We start from the raw sequence: 16,138 nt of genomic DNA, 5'->3' as shown, positions 1-16,138 counted from the left end.
GAATATCTTTTATCATTTCAGGACTTTCTTTGTGTTGGTTTCCGCCAGCGCAAAGGAGGTCCTTTTGTTTTCTTTTTGTAACTGATTCACAGGTCTAAAGGCTCATGCTATAATGGGTCTTATCATTTATATACATACTATTCATTGTTATGGGGCGGTTGATTTGAAGTACCGAATGTTCATCGTAAGCTTGCTAACGGTCATGATTGTCTTTCTTAATTTTTCACCTATTTTAGCAAGTGCCAAAGATGTGTATTACTCCAATGAGGTTGCCGTTCTTGTTTATCACCATATTGATGAATTTGAACAGAGCTCAGTCACCATCACGCCGAGGCTGTTTGAGCGGCAGCTTGTTTCGTTACAAAGGAAAGGTTTCCATTTCATTACCTTGGACCAATTCAAAGACTTCAAAACCAAAGGAAAGCCAATACCGGATAATGCGCTGCTTATCACATTTGATGATGGTTACGAAAGCTTCTATACGCACGCATTCCCTATTCTAAAGAGGCTTGAAATCCCTGCTGTGAATTTCGTTATCACGAAAGATTTGGATGATCCCAAAAGGCCTAAGTTAGCATCTTTATCCAAGGATGAGATTAAACAGATGCGCAGTGAAGACCCTAATATTGAATTCCAAGGGCACTCCGATGAGCTTCATGCAATGAAAGATGGAAAACCCATGTTATCCAACAAGCTTATTCTAAATGGAAAGCTAGAAACTGAGGTTGAGTTTAAGAGTCGGGTTGTTCAGGATACCCGCAAGTGTATGGCCAAACTCAAGGAGTTGAATGCTTCGAAAAATGTAGATTCCTATGCTTATCCATATGGCAGCTACGATGATACGACGATTTCCTACTTACATGAAGCAGGTATCCAATACGCTTTTACAACGAAGGCAGGTCTTGCTTCAGAATGGACGGATTCGATGCAAATACCGCGGATCAACGGTGGAAGCCCTTTTGTACGTCCGCATTCCATTAGCAATTTGATTAAGCAGGCCAAGAGAGAACAATCACAGTTTGTTAGTTCAAAATGAAACTAGGTAAACGTTTTCAAAAAAGTGTTGACAGAATGAAACCGTATACATATAATAAAAGTACAGTATGGTTTCTCTCCACTCCTATCCGATAATCGCACTATAAGTGCAACCGCCGATTCGGCGGTTTTTTTTTTGTCTTTTTGCCTTTTTTAAAAATATATATAAAAGGAATGCAGCTAGATGTCGATAGTAGAGAAGTAGTAGAAATATGAACTTTATCCAACAATTTGTCGAATCTAGCAGGAATCTCGTATTTAATCGAGAATAGGTTAGAGGCTAAATGTTTGCTCAATTTCGACTTCACACTTTTTTTACAAATATAACGCAACTTTTCACTCCAACCGTAGTAAAACATGTATGAACAGTTGGAGTGGTACCCGGAATCGCGAGGAGGGTCGCCACGTAATGACCGATTCCCAATTGATCAGAGAAATCAAGGATGGAAATGTTCAACTGTATAACGAGCTTATGCGTCGTTACGAGCGTAAAATCCTTGCCTTTATTTATCACATGCTAAAGAGCACACAGATGGAAGCTATCGCGGAAGATTTGTGTAATGAAACATTTTATAAAGCGTATCGCAGTTTGCATTCTTTCCGTGAGATCGAGGCATCTTTTTCTACTTGGTTATATACGATTGCCCGTAATACCGTATTGAGTGAGCTGCGCAAAAATAAAAGTGTCCAGGTGTCGTTGGAGCAAAGCGGACTTACACCGCATGCTTCTTTTGATGCGATGCCAGAGCAGGCCATGTTGAGGAACGAAAAGGTGTCCATGGTTCGCGAAGCGATTAATAGCTTGCCTGAGAAGCAAAGATCGGCTTTGATTCTACGCGAATATGATCAGATGGATTATCAGGAAATTGCCAACATTTTGGGTCAAACCGTCAGCTCAGTGAAATCTCTCCTATTTAGAGCGAGAGCATCAGTCAAATTGCATCTGGATCCTTATTTCAGTGAACCGATATTCGAAGAATCGAAGGGATGACTAGCGATGAAGTGTAGTGAGATCCAGGAATTATTTGGAGTCTATTGGGATTTGCCGAATGATGACCTGCGTCGTGCAGCAGTAGATAAGCATTTAGAAACATGCGATGCCTGTAAAGAGGAATTTCAAATATGGGAAGAGAGCATGATTCTGATCCGCACTGCTGCAACTGACGAGGAACTGACGGACTTTGAGCCTCTAGTCTCCACGAAAGTAATGAGCCGAATTTACGAGGATGAATCATGGCGAATTCCAGTTTCCGAACGGATGTATTCGATTTCCTATAAATTAAGACGGAATTTGACGGCGGTTATTGCTTTTTGTCTAGCTCTTTTTGTATTTAGTTTTTTATTTGCCATCGTATATGATGGTTCTCCACAGTCAACATTGGCTTCCGCGGACAATTCACTTTACGATCTTGAAGCACCACAAGCGTTAAAAATTAGCGGCACAGAATCTTTGAATGGACATAAGTTGGGTGATGCCGTAGCCAGTCTGAATCCTAGTTTCATGGAACCTTTGCGTTTTCATGTTGGACCGATCCATTCGTACCCCCATTACTTATTAGTCGTATCGCTTCTTGGATTAGTAGCAACCATTATTATCATGAATTGGTTATCAAGAACGAAAACTTAATGCTCCTGGTGGAGCATTTTGCATTTCTAGCGCGGGAGGTAAAAGAATGACAACGATAGGGTTTATACGCCACGGAAGCACAGAGTGGAATCGATTAGGCAAGCTGCAAGGACAGTTGGATACAGACTTAACGGACGAAGGCAGAGAGCAAGCAAGATTACTTGGGCTGCGTCTGTCTCAAGAAAGTTGGGATGGCATCATTAGCAGTGACTTGAAGCGTGCGAATGAAACCGCACAAATTATTTCCACACTGTCTGGCATCCCTCTATTGCGCACAGATAAACGCTTAAGAGAGCGTAAATATGGGTTAGTCGAAGGAACTACTGTCGCTGAACGTGAAGAGCGCTGGGGGGCCGATTGGAAGCTTCAGGATTTGGGTCAAGAGTCGGACAGCGATCTCTGGGCAAGATGGCTGGAGCTTGAAACAGAGATTTTGAATCTCTACCCTGATAAGAACATCTTGCTCATCTCTCATGGAGGTTTTATTGTTCAAGTGCTTCGTGTTTTGAAATTGAATCAAGAGGAGTTCCTGCAGAATACCTCGTTGACCTTGTTGTTGCGACAAAGTGATCAATGGGAGCTTCAATTGTATAATTGTTTAACCCATTTGCAAACGACCTCGGAAACGATGGTATGAAAGTAAACATGACTCGATAGAGTCATGTTTTTTTGTTTGTTACGGAATATTTTCGGGAAAAAATCCCATAATGGTTACTAGAAACATCGGAGTAGAATGCTCCGCCAGATKGGAGATGTAGGATGGAAATGAACCTAGCGGATATGCTCAGCTATGCCGATATCCATGAATTAGGCCGAATTGCACATACCTACGAGTGTGAGTGCAATGGTCATTCTAAGAATGAGTTGATTCAATCGATCCTGAGTACGGCCATGCGCAAAGACATATTCGAAAAACACATTCAAAGTCTTAGTTTGGAAAATATTCGCTTCCTCAACTCCTTGCTTTCGGATCCTCGCAATTCGTTTAGTATGGAGGAACTCATCGCTAGAGCCCAGCAGTCACGCTTTCAGAAAGAAGAGTCACCTGGAGATTGGAATCCAAGGGATATGATCTTGAAATTCAAAAAATTAGGATGGCTGTTTAACGGACACTCCCAACAGACCAAATACCTTTTTCATGTTCCAGCGGATTTAAAGCGAAGATTTAGTGATGCGTTAGCGAAACAATTTAAGCAAGAATTAATGAAAACAGATGAACCAACGGTATATCGTGATGAACAATCACTTCTAGTCGACGACATATTTCATTTCTTAACCGCGATTGCTCAGCAAGAAATGCCATTAACAGCAGAAGGTTTTATGTACAAAAGACAACTGGGTCAGCTCCTCAGTATCTTATCTGTTCAAGAAGGATTGGTAACAAAGGGAACATGGCGATTCGGTTACGGACGAATGTTCAAGGAATACCCGAATAGATTTTCACTAATCTATGACTATTGCTATTACCACCAACTGATCAGTGAGCATGACCTGGTGCTTCGCCTTACAGAAGCAGGAAAGGCACGATTACTGGAAGGGAAGAAAGAAACAGTAACGGATGTGTACACATTTTGGCTAAGGCTCTACAAAAATCCGATTCCGAATCTGCAAGGTATATCGGTTTGGTTGGATCGGCTTTGTGAGCAATGGGTGACGATGGCTTCGATTGTAGATTTGTTTAGTAAATTAGTTAAACCATTTTACTATGATAGTTCAGCATCCATTGTCGAGCAGCGAATCATACAAATGATGATGCACATGGGTTTGATCCGGATAGGTGAAGATCACACGTATGGAGCAGTTATTCAGGTCACTAAGCTAGGTTCTAAAGTGATTCGAGGAATTAGTCTTGCAGAGGAAGATAAAGTGGTACTCTTCTGATCTAGGTATTAACACATTCCCGTTCAAACGGGCTTTTGAATGAAGCGTTGAATTAGCTAGTGAATATGATGTAATAGGAGCATAACAACGGGTTGGCGTACACCATATGCAGACATATATTTTTGCGAAAAAGAAGCTCCTGACAAACCGCGGACAACATTTGGAGGTAGGTCTCATGGGAAAAATGAATGTATCTAACGATGCGCTGCTGGCACTTTTCGCGGAAATGATTTGGGATAATGCCTTACGCAAATATAGAGAAGAAAATCTTTATAAGGAAATCGATAGCGCTCTTGCTAAAGGCGATCAGACATCCTTTTTGGCGCTAACGTCTGAATTAAGGATTTTACAATCACTAGGGTAATCATTAGCTGCGCATGAGTAAGTAAACATGAAGACATGAGGATACCAATCCCATGTCTTTTTTGTCTGTGTATACTAAGTATATAAGGAAGACTGAATACTTGATTGACAGGTAGGTGATGACAGATTAAAGTACTTAGTACAAGTTGAGCTTGCGCTACATAGCGGATGTTCTTTTGGTAAAAGATAGGGAGGCGCTACACCTTGAAGTTTAATGAAATTGTTGCACAAGAATGGACGGAATTGAAGCCCTACTTGGATACGTGTCTTCTGCCTGTTACGGGGTTGACAGGGATTGAGGATCCGATGCAAGTGACTGCCGTGTTAGAGCGGCTCCGTGATGTCATGGAAATTATCGAGATTCCTTACAAAGGCAGAGTTGTCACTTATCCAGCTCTTCATTACATAGCAGATACGGGTGCAAGTGAGCAAGTGGAGACCATCGTACATCAATTGAAGAAAAGTGGATTTCGTTACATAATCGTAATAACCTTGCATCCGGAAGCAATTCACTGGCAATCAGCCGAAACTGATTTGTTGATCGTTGTCGATAAAGAGCAATGGGTGCAGCAATCAGAGGCAATTCGATCAGGTATTTCCAAACAAGTTCAGCAACTTTGGTACCCTGCCTGAGTAACTTTGGTGAAGTCGTGTATTAATGGAAAAAAAATGCGCAAGATAAGGGTAGTAATGGATGAATGTGGCTTGCAAAAAGTTGTGACAATTTCGTTAAAATTTGTCCGAAAGCGAAGATTTCAATCCAATAAAAGGAGTTATGAATTCTTGACGACCTAGTAGACGTAGGCTATTATTAGAAATGTCCTAGTTATGTAGTGTAATGTCGAACGACACGTGATAGAGGTAGCTGATGTCCGAGAGGGTTCGGACTTCGGCCAATGTAGGAGGGTAGACCTGAGAATGAGTGATCATAACAATCACAATGAAGAACAGCATGGGAAGAAACCCGGGACCAAACGCGAAATGTCTCGTCGACAATTTCTTTCTTATACCCTTGGTGGCGCTGGTGGATTCATGGGGGCCGGCATTATCATACCGATGATTCGGTTTGCCGTTGATCCTGTCCTTCAGCCAAAAGCAGCATCGGACTGGGTTAAAGTTGTCGAAGAAAGTAAAATTACGAATGTCCCACAAGCGTTTACGTTCCAAGTCCATCAGGTAGATGGCTGGTACGAAAGTGATGCTGAACTCGTAGCATGGATTTCCAAGGACAGTAAAGGTGCTCTATTCGCGTTAAATCCGACGTGTAAGCATCTCGGCTGTACGGTTAACTGGAACGATAACCCTGCTTACAAAGATCAGTATTTCTGTCCATGTCATGGTGCGCATTATACGCAAGACGGCAAGAACCTTGCTGTAGCACCTAAACCGCTAGACGAATACACAACAAAAGTAGAGAATGGTTTCGTGTATGTTGGACAACTGCATGCTAACACTAGAGTATAAGGGGGCGTCACGATCAGATGTTTAAAAACGTATACAACTGGATTGACGAACGTCTTGATATTACGCCTATGTGGAGAGATGTAGCGGATCACGAGGTGCCAGAACACGTTAACCCTGCTCATCACTTTTCCGCATTCGTCTATTGTTTTGGCGGATTGACGTTTTTCATCACAGTAATTCAAATTTTGTCAGGTATGTTCCTTACTATGTATTACACACCTGATATTATCAATGCTTATGCAAGTGTTGATTACCTCCAACATAAAGTAGCTTTCGGTGTTATCGTCAGAGGTATGCACCACTGGGGAGCTAGTTTAGTTATCGTAATGATGTTCTTACATACCCTGCGCGTGTTCTTCACAGGATCTTATAAAGCTCCACGTGAAATGAACTGGGTAGTAGGCATGCTCATTTTCTTCGTTATGTTAGGTCTTGGTTTTACGGGATACCTGCTTCCATGGGATAACAAAGCTTACTTTGCAACACAAGTAGGTATGAAAATTGCAGCATCGGTACCATTCGCTGGACCGTACATCGAAACATTGCTGCAAGGCGGAAGCATTGTTGGTGCACAAACACTAACACGGTTCTTTGCTATTCATGTGTTCTTCCTGCCTGGCGTTCTGCTCGCTTTGCTTGCCGGACACTTCTTCATGATTCGCAAACAAGGTATTTCCGGACCGCTATAATTTAGGGAGGGGCGAATAGCGTGGCGCATGGTCATAAGTCTGATGAAAAAATCGTTTACGTAGGGGATTCCCGCGTAATTAAGAAAACGCAAGAACAACGACTGATTCCTAGAGATTACTCTGCTTACCCAGGTAAATCAGAAGCCTTCATTCCAAACTTCTTGTTGAAAGAATGGATGGTTKGTGTCGTTGTCTTGGTCGGTATGCTAGTTCTAGTTATGTCCGACCCAGCTCCGTTAGGTTATCCTGCGGATCCGAAGAACACAGCATTTATTCCGATGCCTGACTGGTATTTCTTGTTCATGTATCAATTGCTGAAATACCCTTATACATCGGGTGATTATGTAGTTCTTGGAGCGGTTGTAGTACCAGGTTTACTTTTCGGCGGATTATTACTGGCTCCATTCTTGGATACAGGTAAAGAACGTCGCTTCTACAGAAGACCAATTGCTTCAAGCCTAATGATTTTATCTTTGATCGCTTGTACATACCTAACGTACACATCTTGGTCTCACTATCAAGTTGAGCTTAAAGAGAAAAACATCATTCCAGAGCACATCAAGCGTGAAGAAGAAATGCACGCTAACAAAGGTGGAGCAGCTGGCCAGGGTGCGAAGAAGGAAACGAAAAAAGCAGCTGCAATTGTTGCTGCTGATGACCCAGGTGCTGCGATTTATGCAAAAGCAACTTGCTTAGCATGTCACGGTGCACAGCTTAAAGGAATGCCAGCTTCTGGTGTACCCGCTTTGTTAGGTGTAGGCGATGGACACACGAAAGATGACATTATGGGCATTATCAAAAATGGTAAAGGCAACATGCCTGCTATGTATAAGCCTAATATCGATAAAGGCTTAACAGATGCCGATATTGATAAGTTAGCTGAGTGGTTATCGAAACAAAAAACTCAATAAAATGTGAACCTGGTCGCGAAAGTGATCAGGTTTTTTTTGGAAATTTTAGATGGTCTACATATCGAACTTGATTCTAAAGGAGGGGCCAACATGTCCGTTTCCTATTTGTGGAGCAAAGACTTCTTACTTAGTAAGAGAATGCTATGGTTGCTTTTTATAAGCAATTTACTAGGTACCGTATATGGCTATGAGTGGTATTGGCTTCAAATGGTAGACACCATTGCGGAGAATCCGGTATGGTATGTGTTTTTTGTACCGGATAGTCCGACTGCAAGTTTATTTTTCACCCTTTCTGTTGGTTACTTGATTGTCGATCGGTCCCTTACCAAACCAACGAGTAAGCTGTTTAGGGCTATTCGCGGCTTTGTTGAAGCTTTTGGGCTTATCACATCATTTAAATATGGGATCTGGGCAGTTACGATGATTTGGGCAGGTGCTTGGCATGGGGCAGCTGTTGGTTGGGATGGATGGATGCTGACCGCGTCTCATTTGGCAATGGCTGTGGAAGCGCTGTTATTTGTTCGTTGGTTTTCATTCCGCTTGCCTGCTATTGTACTGGTGGCAATTTGGACATTTTGGAACGATTTCATGGACTATGAAAGAGGAGTTTTCCCAAGACTCCAACGCGAGTTGCATCCCTATTTGGGAACGATTCAATTCTTCACGATATGTTTGAGTATCATTGGAATCTGGATTGCGATTACGTGTTTAATGGTAAGAGAGAAAAAAATGTTGAAAGTGAATACCTGATGGTCTAAAGCGGGACGAACCTCCATATGATGATGGTGAAGGAGGGGATGTCCCATGTTTTTCGATAGAGCGATAAGAGGGATAGCGGTGACGATCTTACTCGGCCTTGTTCTTTGTTTACTTGCAGCTTGCGGTACCACTCAACATACTGTTGGAAAAGCTAGTAAACCTATAGACCCAGTTCAAGTAGAGCGGATTTCGTTTTTAAATCAGATTGCCGAAGAAATGTATACATTTACGATGTCTGGACAAGTTGCTGAGGCTAGAAATAAGTTGATTCAATTATCAGATCAAATTCCGAAAATTTCATTTGAAGGAATTACGTCCATTGAGGGATTGAATGCTTTGACTGCAACCGTCACAGATGCGAAACGAGTGTATAATGCGGTCAATTACTCACCAACTGATGGACAAGTAGCTGTTGCCAAAATCCGTCTAGCAACAGATGCGCTTTCTCATAAGAACCAGCCCATGTGGCTGCAATACTATAAGGTTCTGCAAAATGATAGTCAAATGCTAAGTCAGCAAGTTAAGGCTAATAAACAGCAAGAAGCAATAGAAGAATTTGGTAAGTTATCGCAACATATCGCCATTATTCATCCCTCGTTAATCATTAGTCGTGATCCATCATCCATTGAGAAGTTAGATTCCTTAATCGTCTTCCTTCGTACAAATGTGAATACGAAACCAATGCCTATTAGACCGCTAGAAGCTGGAATCGTGAATTTGAACCAAGTGCTGGATGAAATCTTTATGAAACATAAAGATGCACTGGCCTATGTTCCTCTCACGGACCCGTATCATCCCATCATCTGGTCACTGAGTATAGGCGTTATTATCATTGGTGTTTTATCATATGCTGGTTGGCAAATGTACCAATCTGGTCGACATATCGTTCCTGTTAGGCAAACAAAGGAAAGCGAAAATAGATAAGAAAAAGTGGATTAAGCAAGCTCGGTTGAGCTGTTTAACCCACTTTTTCTTATTTTTATTCAACTAACAAATCAATTTGTTTTAAAGCCCTCACCGATGACCTCATGAACATCCCCAACAATGATGAAAGCACGTGGATCAACGGCGTGAATTAACTCTCGTAATTGTCTTGTCTCATGCCGGTAAACGACACAATAAACGACTTCCTTCGTGTTTCCAGAATAGGCACCTCGTGCTGGGAAGAGCGTTACTCCGCGATCAAGTACTTTGGTGATAGATTCTGCTAGTACATTAGGCTGCTCACTAATGATCGTAAATGCTTTGGCTGCATAGGCGCCTTCTGATATGTAATCAATAATCCGTGAAGTGACGAATACGGCTACTAGTGAATAGAGCACCTTTTCTTTGGGGAGATAAATGAAAGAAGAGCCAATAACGACGACATCAATGATAAGGATGACTTGTCCGACACTCCAGCCTCTCTTTTTATGACCAATGCGAGCTAATATATCAGAACCACCTGTTGTTCCACCGAATCGAAATACAAGCCCAAGACCCGTGCCTAGTGTGATTCCAGCATAAAGGGTTGCTAGAAAATAGTCTTGCGTAGTATGAAAAGGTACTAACCATCCCATATGAATTAGCCATTCCATCACCCATAGAAACAATGAAAGGCAAATGACGCCGAAAATCGTATACAGCATGGGACCCTTACCAAAATTCCGCCAGCCTAAGTAAAATAAAGGAATATTAAATACGAGGGTGGAGATGGAGGGTGGCACATTAAGCACGTATTTGAGCAAAAGAGATATGCCTGTTAATCCGCCTTCCATTAGCTCATTCGATATGACAAAATAATGCAAACCAAACGCATAAATCGCTGTTCCAATCAAGATTCCCAACACATTGAGAAATTGATCTTGGAACCTTTCTTTAAATATCATCTGAATTCCTCCATGCCTAAAATGATTGCCTTGTCTAACAAAAAATTTGTCAACTTTTCTCGTTTAGTTTAACATAAGGAGGATAACCTTTGTGAAGAGGATAGAAAGAAGGATGCCAATGTCAGAACGTACACTTAAAGACCTGCAACAAGAGGTTGATACTTATATTTCCCAGTTCAAAGAAGGATATTTCAGTCCTCTTTCTATGCTGGCTAGAATGTCTGAAGAAGTTGGTGAATTAGCTCGTGAGGTGAATCATTCTTACGGTGAAAAACCGAAAAAAAGTACAGAAGCGGACAATTCAATCGAGTTGGAGCTTGGTGATATTTTATTCATTACGATCTGCTTTGCGAATTCACTTGGCATTGATCTGACCGAAGCGCATGACAAAATCATGCATAAATTCAATACCCGTGATGCAGGGCGTTGGACTAAAATAAACACCGAAACGAATTGACCTTCATAAACTAAACCATCCCCATAAATCGGGAAAACCGTTAATGGCAAAGGAGGATGGGCAGATGAATGGAGAAAAGCAAATACAAAAAGCATACGAATCCATACTTGGGCATGATTTTGAAAAGGCCATTGAATGGTTTGAAAAAGCAATAGCTGAAGAACCAAACAATGCTGCCTATCATCACAAACTTTCCATTACTTTTGCGAGAAGTAATAAGCTAATCAAAGCGGTGGAGCATGCATCAAAAGCGATTGATCTAGATCCAGCGAATGAGGCATTTCGCTTTCATTTGCAAGTGTTGAATGCACGTGAGCTTGTCGAACAAGCCAGAAGGCAGCTTACGAATCCGTCTGCTCATCCGGAGCGCGCTATATTTCTGCTAAAAGAAGCGATAGTGCTTGATCCGCTAGCGATTGAAGCTTATCTTATTCTTGGTGAAGCCTTCGCCATGCGTAAGGATTATACCAGAGCTTTACAAACCGTTATGGAAGCTGTACGTCTAGAACCGAATAATGAGCTTGCAAAGCAGCATGCCACGATCTACAAGGTCAAAATGGAATCAGAGATAGGCCCGAAACATAGATAAAGGAGATCATCACAATATGGAGCGTAGAATTCGAGTAGCAGTTATCGGAGCAAGTGGAAGAATGGGGCGGGAGGTCGTCAAGACCGTTCTGCGTGAGTCAGATATGGAGTTAGTAGCAGGAGTAAGTCGTACCTCCGGCCCCATTGATCTTGGAAGAATGGTTGGTATGGATGACTGCGGGATTTTAATGGGTAACGACATCGAAAAGGTTTTAACCCAATCCAAACCAGATGTGTTAGTTGATTTTACAGGACCGCAAACAGCGGTTTCACATACCAATCTTGCAATTCGCTTAGGGATTCGTCCCGTGATGGGAACAACGGGATTCACCCCTCAAGCTATTGCTGATTTGGACATGCTATGCCGAGACAACAATATTGGTGGATTAATTGCACCAAATTTCTCCATTGGAGCTATTCTCATGATGAGGTTCGCAGCCCAAGCTTCGAAATATTTCCCGCATCTGGAGATTATCGAATATCACGGTGATCAAAAGCTGGATGCCCCTTCCGGAACAGCTGTCAAAACCGCGGAGCTCATTTCAGAAGTTCGTGAAGAAATTAAACAAGGTAATCCGAAAGAAGAAGAAACAATTGAAGGTTCCCGTGGTGGGTATTACAATGGATTCAGAATACATAGTGTGCGTCTGCCAGGTGTATTTGCACAACAAGAAGTTATTATGGCCGAGCAAGGTCAAGCGCTTAAAATTCGACATGACTCTTATGATCGTGCAGCTTATATGCCAGGTGTAGCGATAGCGGTTCGTAAAGTTATGACCTATACCGGAATGATTTATGGTTTTGAGCATTTTATAGATTAGAGACCCCTAGGAGAGTGGAAGTCAGATGTTAAGCATTGCACTTATTGCCCATGATCGAAAAAAAGATGAGATGGTGAATTTCGTAACGGCTTATGAGCATGTTTTCGAGGGTCACAAACTATATGCAACGGGCACGACAGGCACGAGAATCATGGCAAATACGAAATTGAATATTCATCGATTTATGTCAGGGCCACTTGGTGGCGATCAGCAGATTGGGGCGCTGGTTGCAGAAAATGAGATGGATTTGATCATCTTCTTGCGTGATCCATTGATGGCTCAACCACACGAGCCTGATATTATCGCTCTGCTTCGTTTGTGCGATGTGCAGGGAATTCCTTGCGCTACGAATATTGCGACTGCTGAGTTGCTTGTAAGAGCGTTGGATCGTGGGGATTTTGCTTGGCGAGAACTCGTACATAAATATAAGCCGGGTATTGAATAAGATGCGTGAACAATTAGATATTCTTATATTTGGTGCCCATGCAGACGACGCTGAAATTGGGATGGGCGCAACCATAGCCAAACATACGCAGCGTGGACTTCGTGTTGGGCTTTGTGAATTGACCTATGCCGAAATGTCCTCAAATGGGACGGTGGAAAATAGACTAGAAGAAGCAGCGGAAGCAGCGAAAATACTAGGGGTAGCAGCACGTACGAATTTGGGACTGCCAGATCGAGGGTTATTTGTCACGGCAGATCATATCGAACGGATTACACAAGTCATCAGGAAGTTTCGTCCTCGCATTGTGTTCGCACCGTATTGGCAAGATCGTCACCCTGATCATATTGCATGTTCAAAGCTTGTGCAGGAAGCTGTTTTTAATGCGAAGCTGCGTAAATATTTGCCAGACACAGAAGCTGTGAATGTGGAGCAACTACTTTTTTATTTTATAAATGATGTGTATGAAGCTGATGTAATCATAGATGTAACAAATACTTATGATATCAAAATGGCAGCACTGCGTGCGTACCGGTCACAATTTGTAACGGGTACGGGTACCGTTGCGACGCCACTCAATCAAGGTTATGTCGAACGTGTAGAAGCTCGTGATCGACTCATGGGTCAGAAGCGTCAACTGACGTACGCGGAAGGGTTCGTTTCCAAACTCCCCTTGGTGATAGAACATTTTGATTGATCGGAAAGAGGTGTGAGAAATGAAAGACAAATTAAAAATTGGTATTACGTGTTACCCAACACTTGGCGGATCAGGTGTAGTAGCGACTGAGCTTGGAAAGCTGCTAGCTGAAAAAGGGCACGAGGTTCACTTTATTACACATAGCATGCCGTTTCGATTAGGCAAATTTCATAAAAATATTTATTATCATGAAGTGGAAGTCAGCCAATATTATGTCTTCCGCTATCCGCCATATGATTTATCGCTCGCTAGTAAGTTAGCTCAGGTTGCCAAAATGGAAGAGCTTGATTTGCTCCACGTGCATTATGCGATTCCGCATGCCGTTTGTGCATTGCTTGCAAAGCAAATGGTAGGTTCGAATCTCAAGGTTGTGACTACGCTTCACGGAACAGATATTACTGTATTAGGGCAAGATCAATCGATTTCGGATCTTATCCGTTATGCCATCAATGAAAGTGATGCTGTAACGGCAGTTTCCAAGGATCTCATCAAAGAAACACGGGAATTGCTAGCCATTGATCGTGATATTGATTTGACTTATAACTTTGTAGATAAACGGGTGTATTACCCGCGAGATATATCGAAGCTAAGAGGCGAATTCGCGCGGCCAGATGAGAAAATCCTAATTCATATTTCCAATTTCCGACCAGTGAAACGCGTACAGGATGTTGTGGATATTTTCGCAAAGGTTAGCAAGGAAGTGCCATCTCGCCTATTGTTTGTTGGGGAAGGTCCAGATCTTTCGAAAATGATTTCGAAGGTGAAGGAATTGGGTCTCACGGATAAAGTTACGTTCTGCGGTAAGCAGGATGATGTGGCTCAAGTCATTTCACTCGCAGACCTCATGCTGCTTCCTTCTGAGAAAGAAAGCTTCGGACTTGTAGCACTTGAAGCTATGGCTTGCGGTGTGCCAACAATTGGATCCAATGCAGGTGGAATTCCTGAGTTGATTACTCATGGTGAAACTGGGTTTCTAGCCGAAGTCGGTGATACGGAGCAAATGGCCGACTATGCGATTAATCTGTTGAAAAATCAAGTGATGTATGAACAAATGGCACAGAATTGTTTGAACCGTGCGCGGTATACGTTCTGTAACGATATTACAACTGTTCAATACGAGGAGATTTACTATCGCGTTTTAGGACGGGAACTCCCTGAATCACATCGCATTTCAGCATCTTCGTGTCAATAAGGATGCTAACTGGATAGGAGAATTAAGTTGGATGCAGGTAAGGGAATGAATGATCCAGGTGCTTCGGAGGTATTAACGACGCTCATGGAAGCTGGTTATGAGGCCTATTATGTCGGTGGCTGTGTACGTGATGCTGTACTGGAACGACCAATCAAAGACATTGATATCGCCACCTCTGCGCTGCCAGAGCAGGTTATTGAAATTTTTCAGAGGACGGTGCCAACAGGACTCCAACACGGCACTGTAACCGTTCTGATAGCTCAAGGAGCCTATGAGGTAACGACCTTCCGTAAGGAGGCAGCGTACGAAGGTTTTCGTCGTCCTGCCTCTGTTGCCTATATTTCGGATTTAACCGAGGATTTAAGGCGGAGGGATTTCACGATGAACGCGATGGCTATGGATGTAGCTGGTGTTCTGCAGGATCCTTATGATGGGCAAGCGGATTTGGCCGCTGGCGTGCTCCGCTGCGTAGGTATTGCGGAAGAGCGCTTTGGCGAAGATGCGCTGCGCATGCTTCGCTGTATTCGTTTCGCCTCGACCTACGGTCTAGAGATCGAGGCTAGCACTTGGCAAGCGCTGCTGGCGAATGCCCCATTGCTGCGCCATATCGCGATGGAGCGCGTGCGCAGCGAGCTGCAGCGCATGGTTGAAGGCCCAGCCCCTGCGCGGGCTGTCCGGCTACTGCTGGCGAGCGGCCTGCTGGCGTACCTCAAAAAGCAGCTTCCGCTGCCTTTTGAAGCCTGGCTCGCCTGGGACGACGCGCTGGACGCTGTCAGCGCGCTGGAGGGGCAGCATGACCGCTGGGCAATGCTGCTGATGCTTCTGGAGGTGCCAGCGGACATCGTCCGCGCGGCGCTCCAGGAGCTGACGTTCTCCCGCGCCGATGGCGCAGCGGTCGCGGAAGTTCTTGCCCTGCGCGAGGCTGTTGCCGCGCAGGCCCAGGCGGATGACCTGGCTCCGCTGGAGCGGGTCTGGAAGCTTGGCGCGGTGCGCCGCGGCGAAGCCGCAGCCCGCGCGTTATTGCGGCTGCTGCGCGAGCTGCCGCCGGTGGAGGGGAAGCGCGGTGGTTTGGCGCGCTTCTTGGTTGAGACGGCGCCGGAGTTATTGAGGCGCGGGGAGGATTGGCTGAAGGAGGTCCCTTGCTTCAGCCTGAAGGAACTCGCCATATCCGGCCAGGATGTGGCGGCGGCCCTTGATCGGCAGCCCGGCCCATGGATGGGCAGGCTGCTGCTGGATCTGCTCGAGCGAGCGGCTCTCGGGGAAATCCCGAATGAGCGCGAGGCTCTGATTTACGCCGCGCAGGCTGCGAAGTAGCAGCGCTGTGCGGTTTTTCTTTTGAGTGGC

General features: G+C 43.9%; 20 protein-coding genes. 19 read left to right on the top strand and 1 reads right to left on the bottom strand.

The window, feature by feature from the left end:
* Window positions 1–163: 163 nt before the first annotated feature.
* The 12 genes from AB4114_RS01225 to AB4114_RS01170 all read left to right on the top strand — a co-directional run bounded on the left by AB4114_RS01225 (window position 164) and on the right by AB4114_RS01170 (window position 9,653).
* A complete protein-coding gene (locus AB4114_RS01225) occupies window positions 164–1,036 on the top strand; it encodes a polysaccharide deacetylase family protein (RefSeq protein ID WP_441986760.1) in 873 nt (290 codons plus the stop codon).
* Window positions 1,037–1,444: 408 nt separating this feature from the next.
* Window positions 1,445–2,026 carry an RNA polymerase sigma factor gene (locus AB4114_RS01220; protein WP_056614299.1) on the top strand — a complete coding sequence of 194 codons (582 nt, stop codon included), beginning with the start codon at window positions 1,445–1,447 and terminating at the stop codon, window positions 2,024–2,026.
* A 6-nt stretch (window positions 2,027–2,032) separates the two neighbouring features.
* Complete coding sequence (locus AB4114_RS01215) at window positions 2,033–2,662, top strand: anti-sigma factor family protein (protein ID WP_441986759.1); 630 nt, start codon at window positions 2,033–2,035, stop codon at window positions 2,660–2,662.
* A 46-nt stretch (window positions 2,663–2,708) separates the two neighbouring features.
* Window positions 2,709–3,299, top strand: a complete 591-nt coding sequence (locus tag AB4114_RS01210) for a histidine phosphatase family protein (RefSeq protein WP_441986758.1) — start codon at window positions 2,709–2,711, stop codon at window positions 3,297–3,299.
* 128 nt (window positions 3,300–3,427) lie between these two features.
* Window positions 3,428–4,543: a hypothetical protein gene (locus AB4114_RS01205; RefSeq protein ID WP_441987047.1), complete on the top strand. Its 1,116-nt coding sequence runs from the start codon at window positions 3,428–3,430 to the stop codon at window positions 4,541–4,543.
* 175 nt (window positions 4,544–4,718) lie between these two features.
* Window positions 4,719–4,907 carry an IDEAL domain-containing protein gene (locus AB4114_RS01200; protein ID WP_056616951.1) on the top strand — a complete coding sequence of 63 codons (189 nt, stop codon included), beginning with the start codon at window positions 4,719–4,721 and terminating at the stop codon, window positions 4,905–4,907.
* Window positions 4,908–5,110: 203 nt separating this feature from the next.
* Window positions 5,111–5,539, top strand: coding sequence for a DUF2487 family protein (locus AB4114_RS01195; RefSeq protein WP_441986757.1), 429 nt, complete (start codon window positions 5,111–5,113; stop codon window positions 5,537–5,539).
* Between the two features lie 285 nt (window positions 5,540–5,824).
* A complete protein-coding gene (locus tag AB4114_RS01190; RefSeq protein WP_056614289.1) occupies window positions 5,825–6,370 on the top strand; it encodes a ubiquinol-cytochrome c reductase iron-sulfur subunit in 546 nt (181 codons plus the stop codon).
* Between the two features lie 17 nt (window positions 6,371–6,387).
* Entirely contained in the window at window positions 6,388–7,059 is a 672-nt protein-coding gene (gene qcrB, locus AB4114_RS01185) for a menaquinol-cytochrome c reductase cytochrome b subunit (protein WP_028554311.1), read from the top strand.
* A gap of 20 nt (window positions 7,060–7,079) precedes the next feature.
* Window positions 7,080–7,970, top strand: a complete 891-nt coding sequence (locus AB4114_RS01180) for a c-type cytochrome (protein ID WP_441986756.1) — start codon at window positions 7,080–7,082, stop codon at window positions 7,968–7,970.
* Window positions 7,971–8,060: 90 nt separating this feature from the next.
* Entirely contained in the window at window positions 8,061–8,720 is a 660-nt protein-coding gene (locus tag AB4114_RS01175) for a DUF1405 domain-containing protein (RefSeq protein WP_441986755.1), read from the top strand.
* 54 nt (window positions 8,721–8,774) lie between these two features.
* Window positions 8,775–9,653, top strand: coding sequence for a sporulation protein YpjB (locus tag AB4114_RS01170; protein ID WP_441986754.1), 879 nt, complete (start codon window positions 8,775–8,777; stop codon window positions 9,651–9,653).
* Between the two features lie 71 nt (window positions 9,654–9,724).
* Here the strand turns inward: AB4114_RS01170 and AB4114_RS01165 are convergent, their stop codons facing one another.
* Window positions 9,725–10,597: a YitT family protein gene (locus tag AB4114_RS01165; RefSeq protein ID WP_441986753.1), complete on the bottom strand. Its 873-nt coding sequence runs from the start codon at window positions 10,595–10,597 to the stop codon at window positions 9,725–9,727.
* A 118-nt stretch (window positions 10,598–10,715) separates the two neighbouring features.
* Here AB4114_RS01165 and AB4114_RS01160 point away from each other — a divergent pair, with 118 nt between their 5' ends.
* The 7 genes from AB4114_RS01160 to AB4114_RS01130 all read left to right on the top strand — a co-directional run bounded on the left by AB4114_RS01160 (window position 10,716) and on the right by AB4114_RS01130 (window position 16,108).
* Entirely contained in the window at window positions 10,716–11,054 is a 339-nt protein-coding gene (locus AB4114_RS01160; RefSeq protein ID WP_056616948.1) for a nucleotide pyrophosphohydrolase, read from the top strand.
* 64 nt (window positions 11,055–11,118) lie between these two features.
* Window positions 11,119–11,643 (top strand): tetratricopeptide repeat protein, encoded by a 525-nt coding sequence (locus AB4114_RS01155; protein WP_441986752.1) that lies wholly within the window; start codon window positions 11,119–11,121, stop codon window positions 11,641–11,643.
* A 16-nt stretch (window positions 11,644–11,659) separates the two neighbouring features.
* Window positions 11,660–12,463 carry a 4-hydroxy-tetrahydrodipicolinate reductase gene (gene dapB / locus AB4114_RS01150; RefSeq protein ID WP_171628797.1) on the top strand — a complete coding sequence of 268 codons (804 nt, stop codon included), beginning with the start codon at window positions 11,660–11,662 and terminating at the stop codon, window positions 12,461–12,463.
* 25 nt (window positions 12,464–12,488) lie between these two features.
* Window positions 12,489–12,908, top strand: a complete 420-nt coding sequence (locus AB4114_RS01145) for a methylglyoxal synthase (protein ID WP_056614270.1) — start codon at window positions 12,489–12,491, stop codon at window positions 12,906–12,908.
* A 1-nt stretch (window position 12,909) separates the two neighbouring features.
* A complete protein-coding gene (gene bshB1, locus AB4114_RS01140) occupies window positions 12,910–13,602 on the top strand; it encodes a bacillithiol biosynthesis deacetylase BshB1 (protein WP_441986751.1) in 693 nt (230 codons plus the stop codon).
* A 19-nt stretch (window positions 13,603–13,621) separates the two neighbouring features.
* Window positions 13,622–14,794: an N-acetyl-alpha-D-glucosaminyl L-malate synthase BshA gene (gene bshA / locus AB4114_RS01135; RefSeq protein ID WP_441986750.1), complete on the top strand. Its 1,173-nt coding sequence runs from the start codon at window positions 13,622–13,624 to the stop codon at window positions 14,792–14,794.
* 27 nt (window positions 14,795–14,821) lie between these two features.
* Complete coding sequence (locus AB4114_RS01130; RefSeq protein ID WP_441986749.1) at window positions 14,822–16,108, top strand: CCA tRNA nucleotidyltransferase; 1,287 nt, start codon at window positions 14,822–14,824, stop codon at window positions 16,106–16,108.
* The last annotated feature ends 30 nt before the right edge of the window (window positions 16,109–16,138 follow it).

This window comes from Paenibacillus sp. 2RAB27, assembly GCF_052115445.1.
Classification (GTDB): domain Bacteria; phylum Bacillota; class Bacilli; order Paenibacillales; family NBRC-103111; genus Paenibacillus_E.
The sequence above is the reverse complement of the archived record's forward strand: the minus strand, read 5'-3'. Positions and strand labels throughout refer to the sequence as shown.

Excerpts from the sequence above, each read along its gene's own strand:
- AB4114_RS01220 (WP_056614299.1), top strand. The coding sequence starts at position 1,445 with ATGACCGATTCCCAATTGATCAGAGAAATCAAGGATGGAAATGTTCAA.
- AB4114_RS01215 (WP_441986759.1), top strand. The coding sequence starts at position 2,033 with ATGAAGTGTAGTGAGATCCAGGAATTATTTGGAGTCTATTGGGATTTG.
- AB4114_RS01210 (WP_441986758.1), top strand. The coding sequence starts at position 2,709 with ATGACAACGATAGGGTTTATACGCCACGGAAGCACAGAGTGGAATCGA.
- AB4114_RS01205 (WP_441987047.1), top strand. The coding sequence starts at position 3,428 with ATGAACCTAGCGGATATGCTCAGCTATGCCGATATCCATGAATTAGGC.
- AB4114_RS01200 (WP_056616951.1), top strand. The coding sequence starts at position 4,719 with ATGGGAAAAATGAATGTATCTAACGATGCGCTGCTGGCACTTTTCGCG.
- AB4114_RS01190 (WP_056614289.1), top strand. The coding sequence starts at position 5,825 with ATGAGTGATCATAACAATCACAATGAAGAACAGCATGGGAAGAAACCC.
- qcrB (WP_028554311.1), top strand. The coding sequence starts at position 6,388 with ATGTTTAAAAACGTATACAACTGGATTGACGAACGTCTTGATATTACG.
- AB4114_RS01175 (WP_441986755.1), top strand. The coding sequence starts at position 8,061 with ATGTCCGTTTCCTATTTGTGGAGCAAAGACTTCTTACTTAGTAAGAGA.
- AB4114_RS01170 (WP_441986754.1), top strand. The coding sequence starts at position 8,775 with ATGTTTTTCGATAGAGCGATAAGAGGGATAGCGGTGACGATCTTACTC.
- AB4114_RS01165 (WP_441986753.1), bottom strand. The coding sequence starts at position 10,597 with ATGATATTTAAAGAAAGGTTCCAAGATCAATTTCTCAATGTGTTGGGA.
- AB4114_RS01160 (WP_056616948.1), top strand. The coding sequence starts at position 10,716 with ATGTCAGAACGTACACTTAAAGACCTGCAACAAGAGGTTGATACTTAT.
- AB4114_RS01155 (WP_441986752.1), top strand. The coding sequence starts at position 11,119 with ATGAATGGAGAAAAGCAAATACAAAAAGCATACGAATCCATACTTGGG.
- dapB (WP_171628797.1), top strand. The coding sequence starts at position 11,660 with ATGGAGCGTAGAATTCGAGTAGCAGTTATCGGAGCAAGTGGAAGAATG.
- AB4114_RS01145 (WP_056614270.1), top strand. The coding sequence starts at position 12,489 with ATGTTAAGCATTGCACTTATTGCCCATGATCGAAAAAAAGATGAGATG.
- bshB1 (WP_441986751.1), top strand. The coding sequence starts at position 12,910 with ATGCGTGAACAATTAGATATTCTTATATTTGGTGCCCATGCAGACGAC.
- bshA (WP_441986750.1), top strand. The coding sequence starts at position 13,622 with ATGAAAGACAAATTAAAAATTGGTATTACGTGTTACCCAACACTTGGC.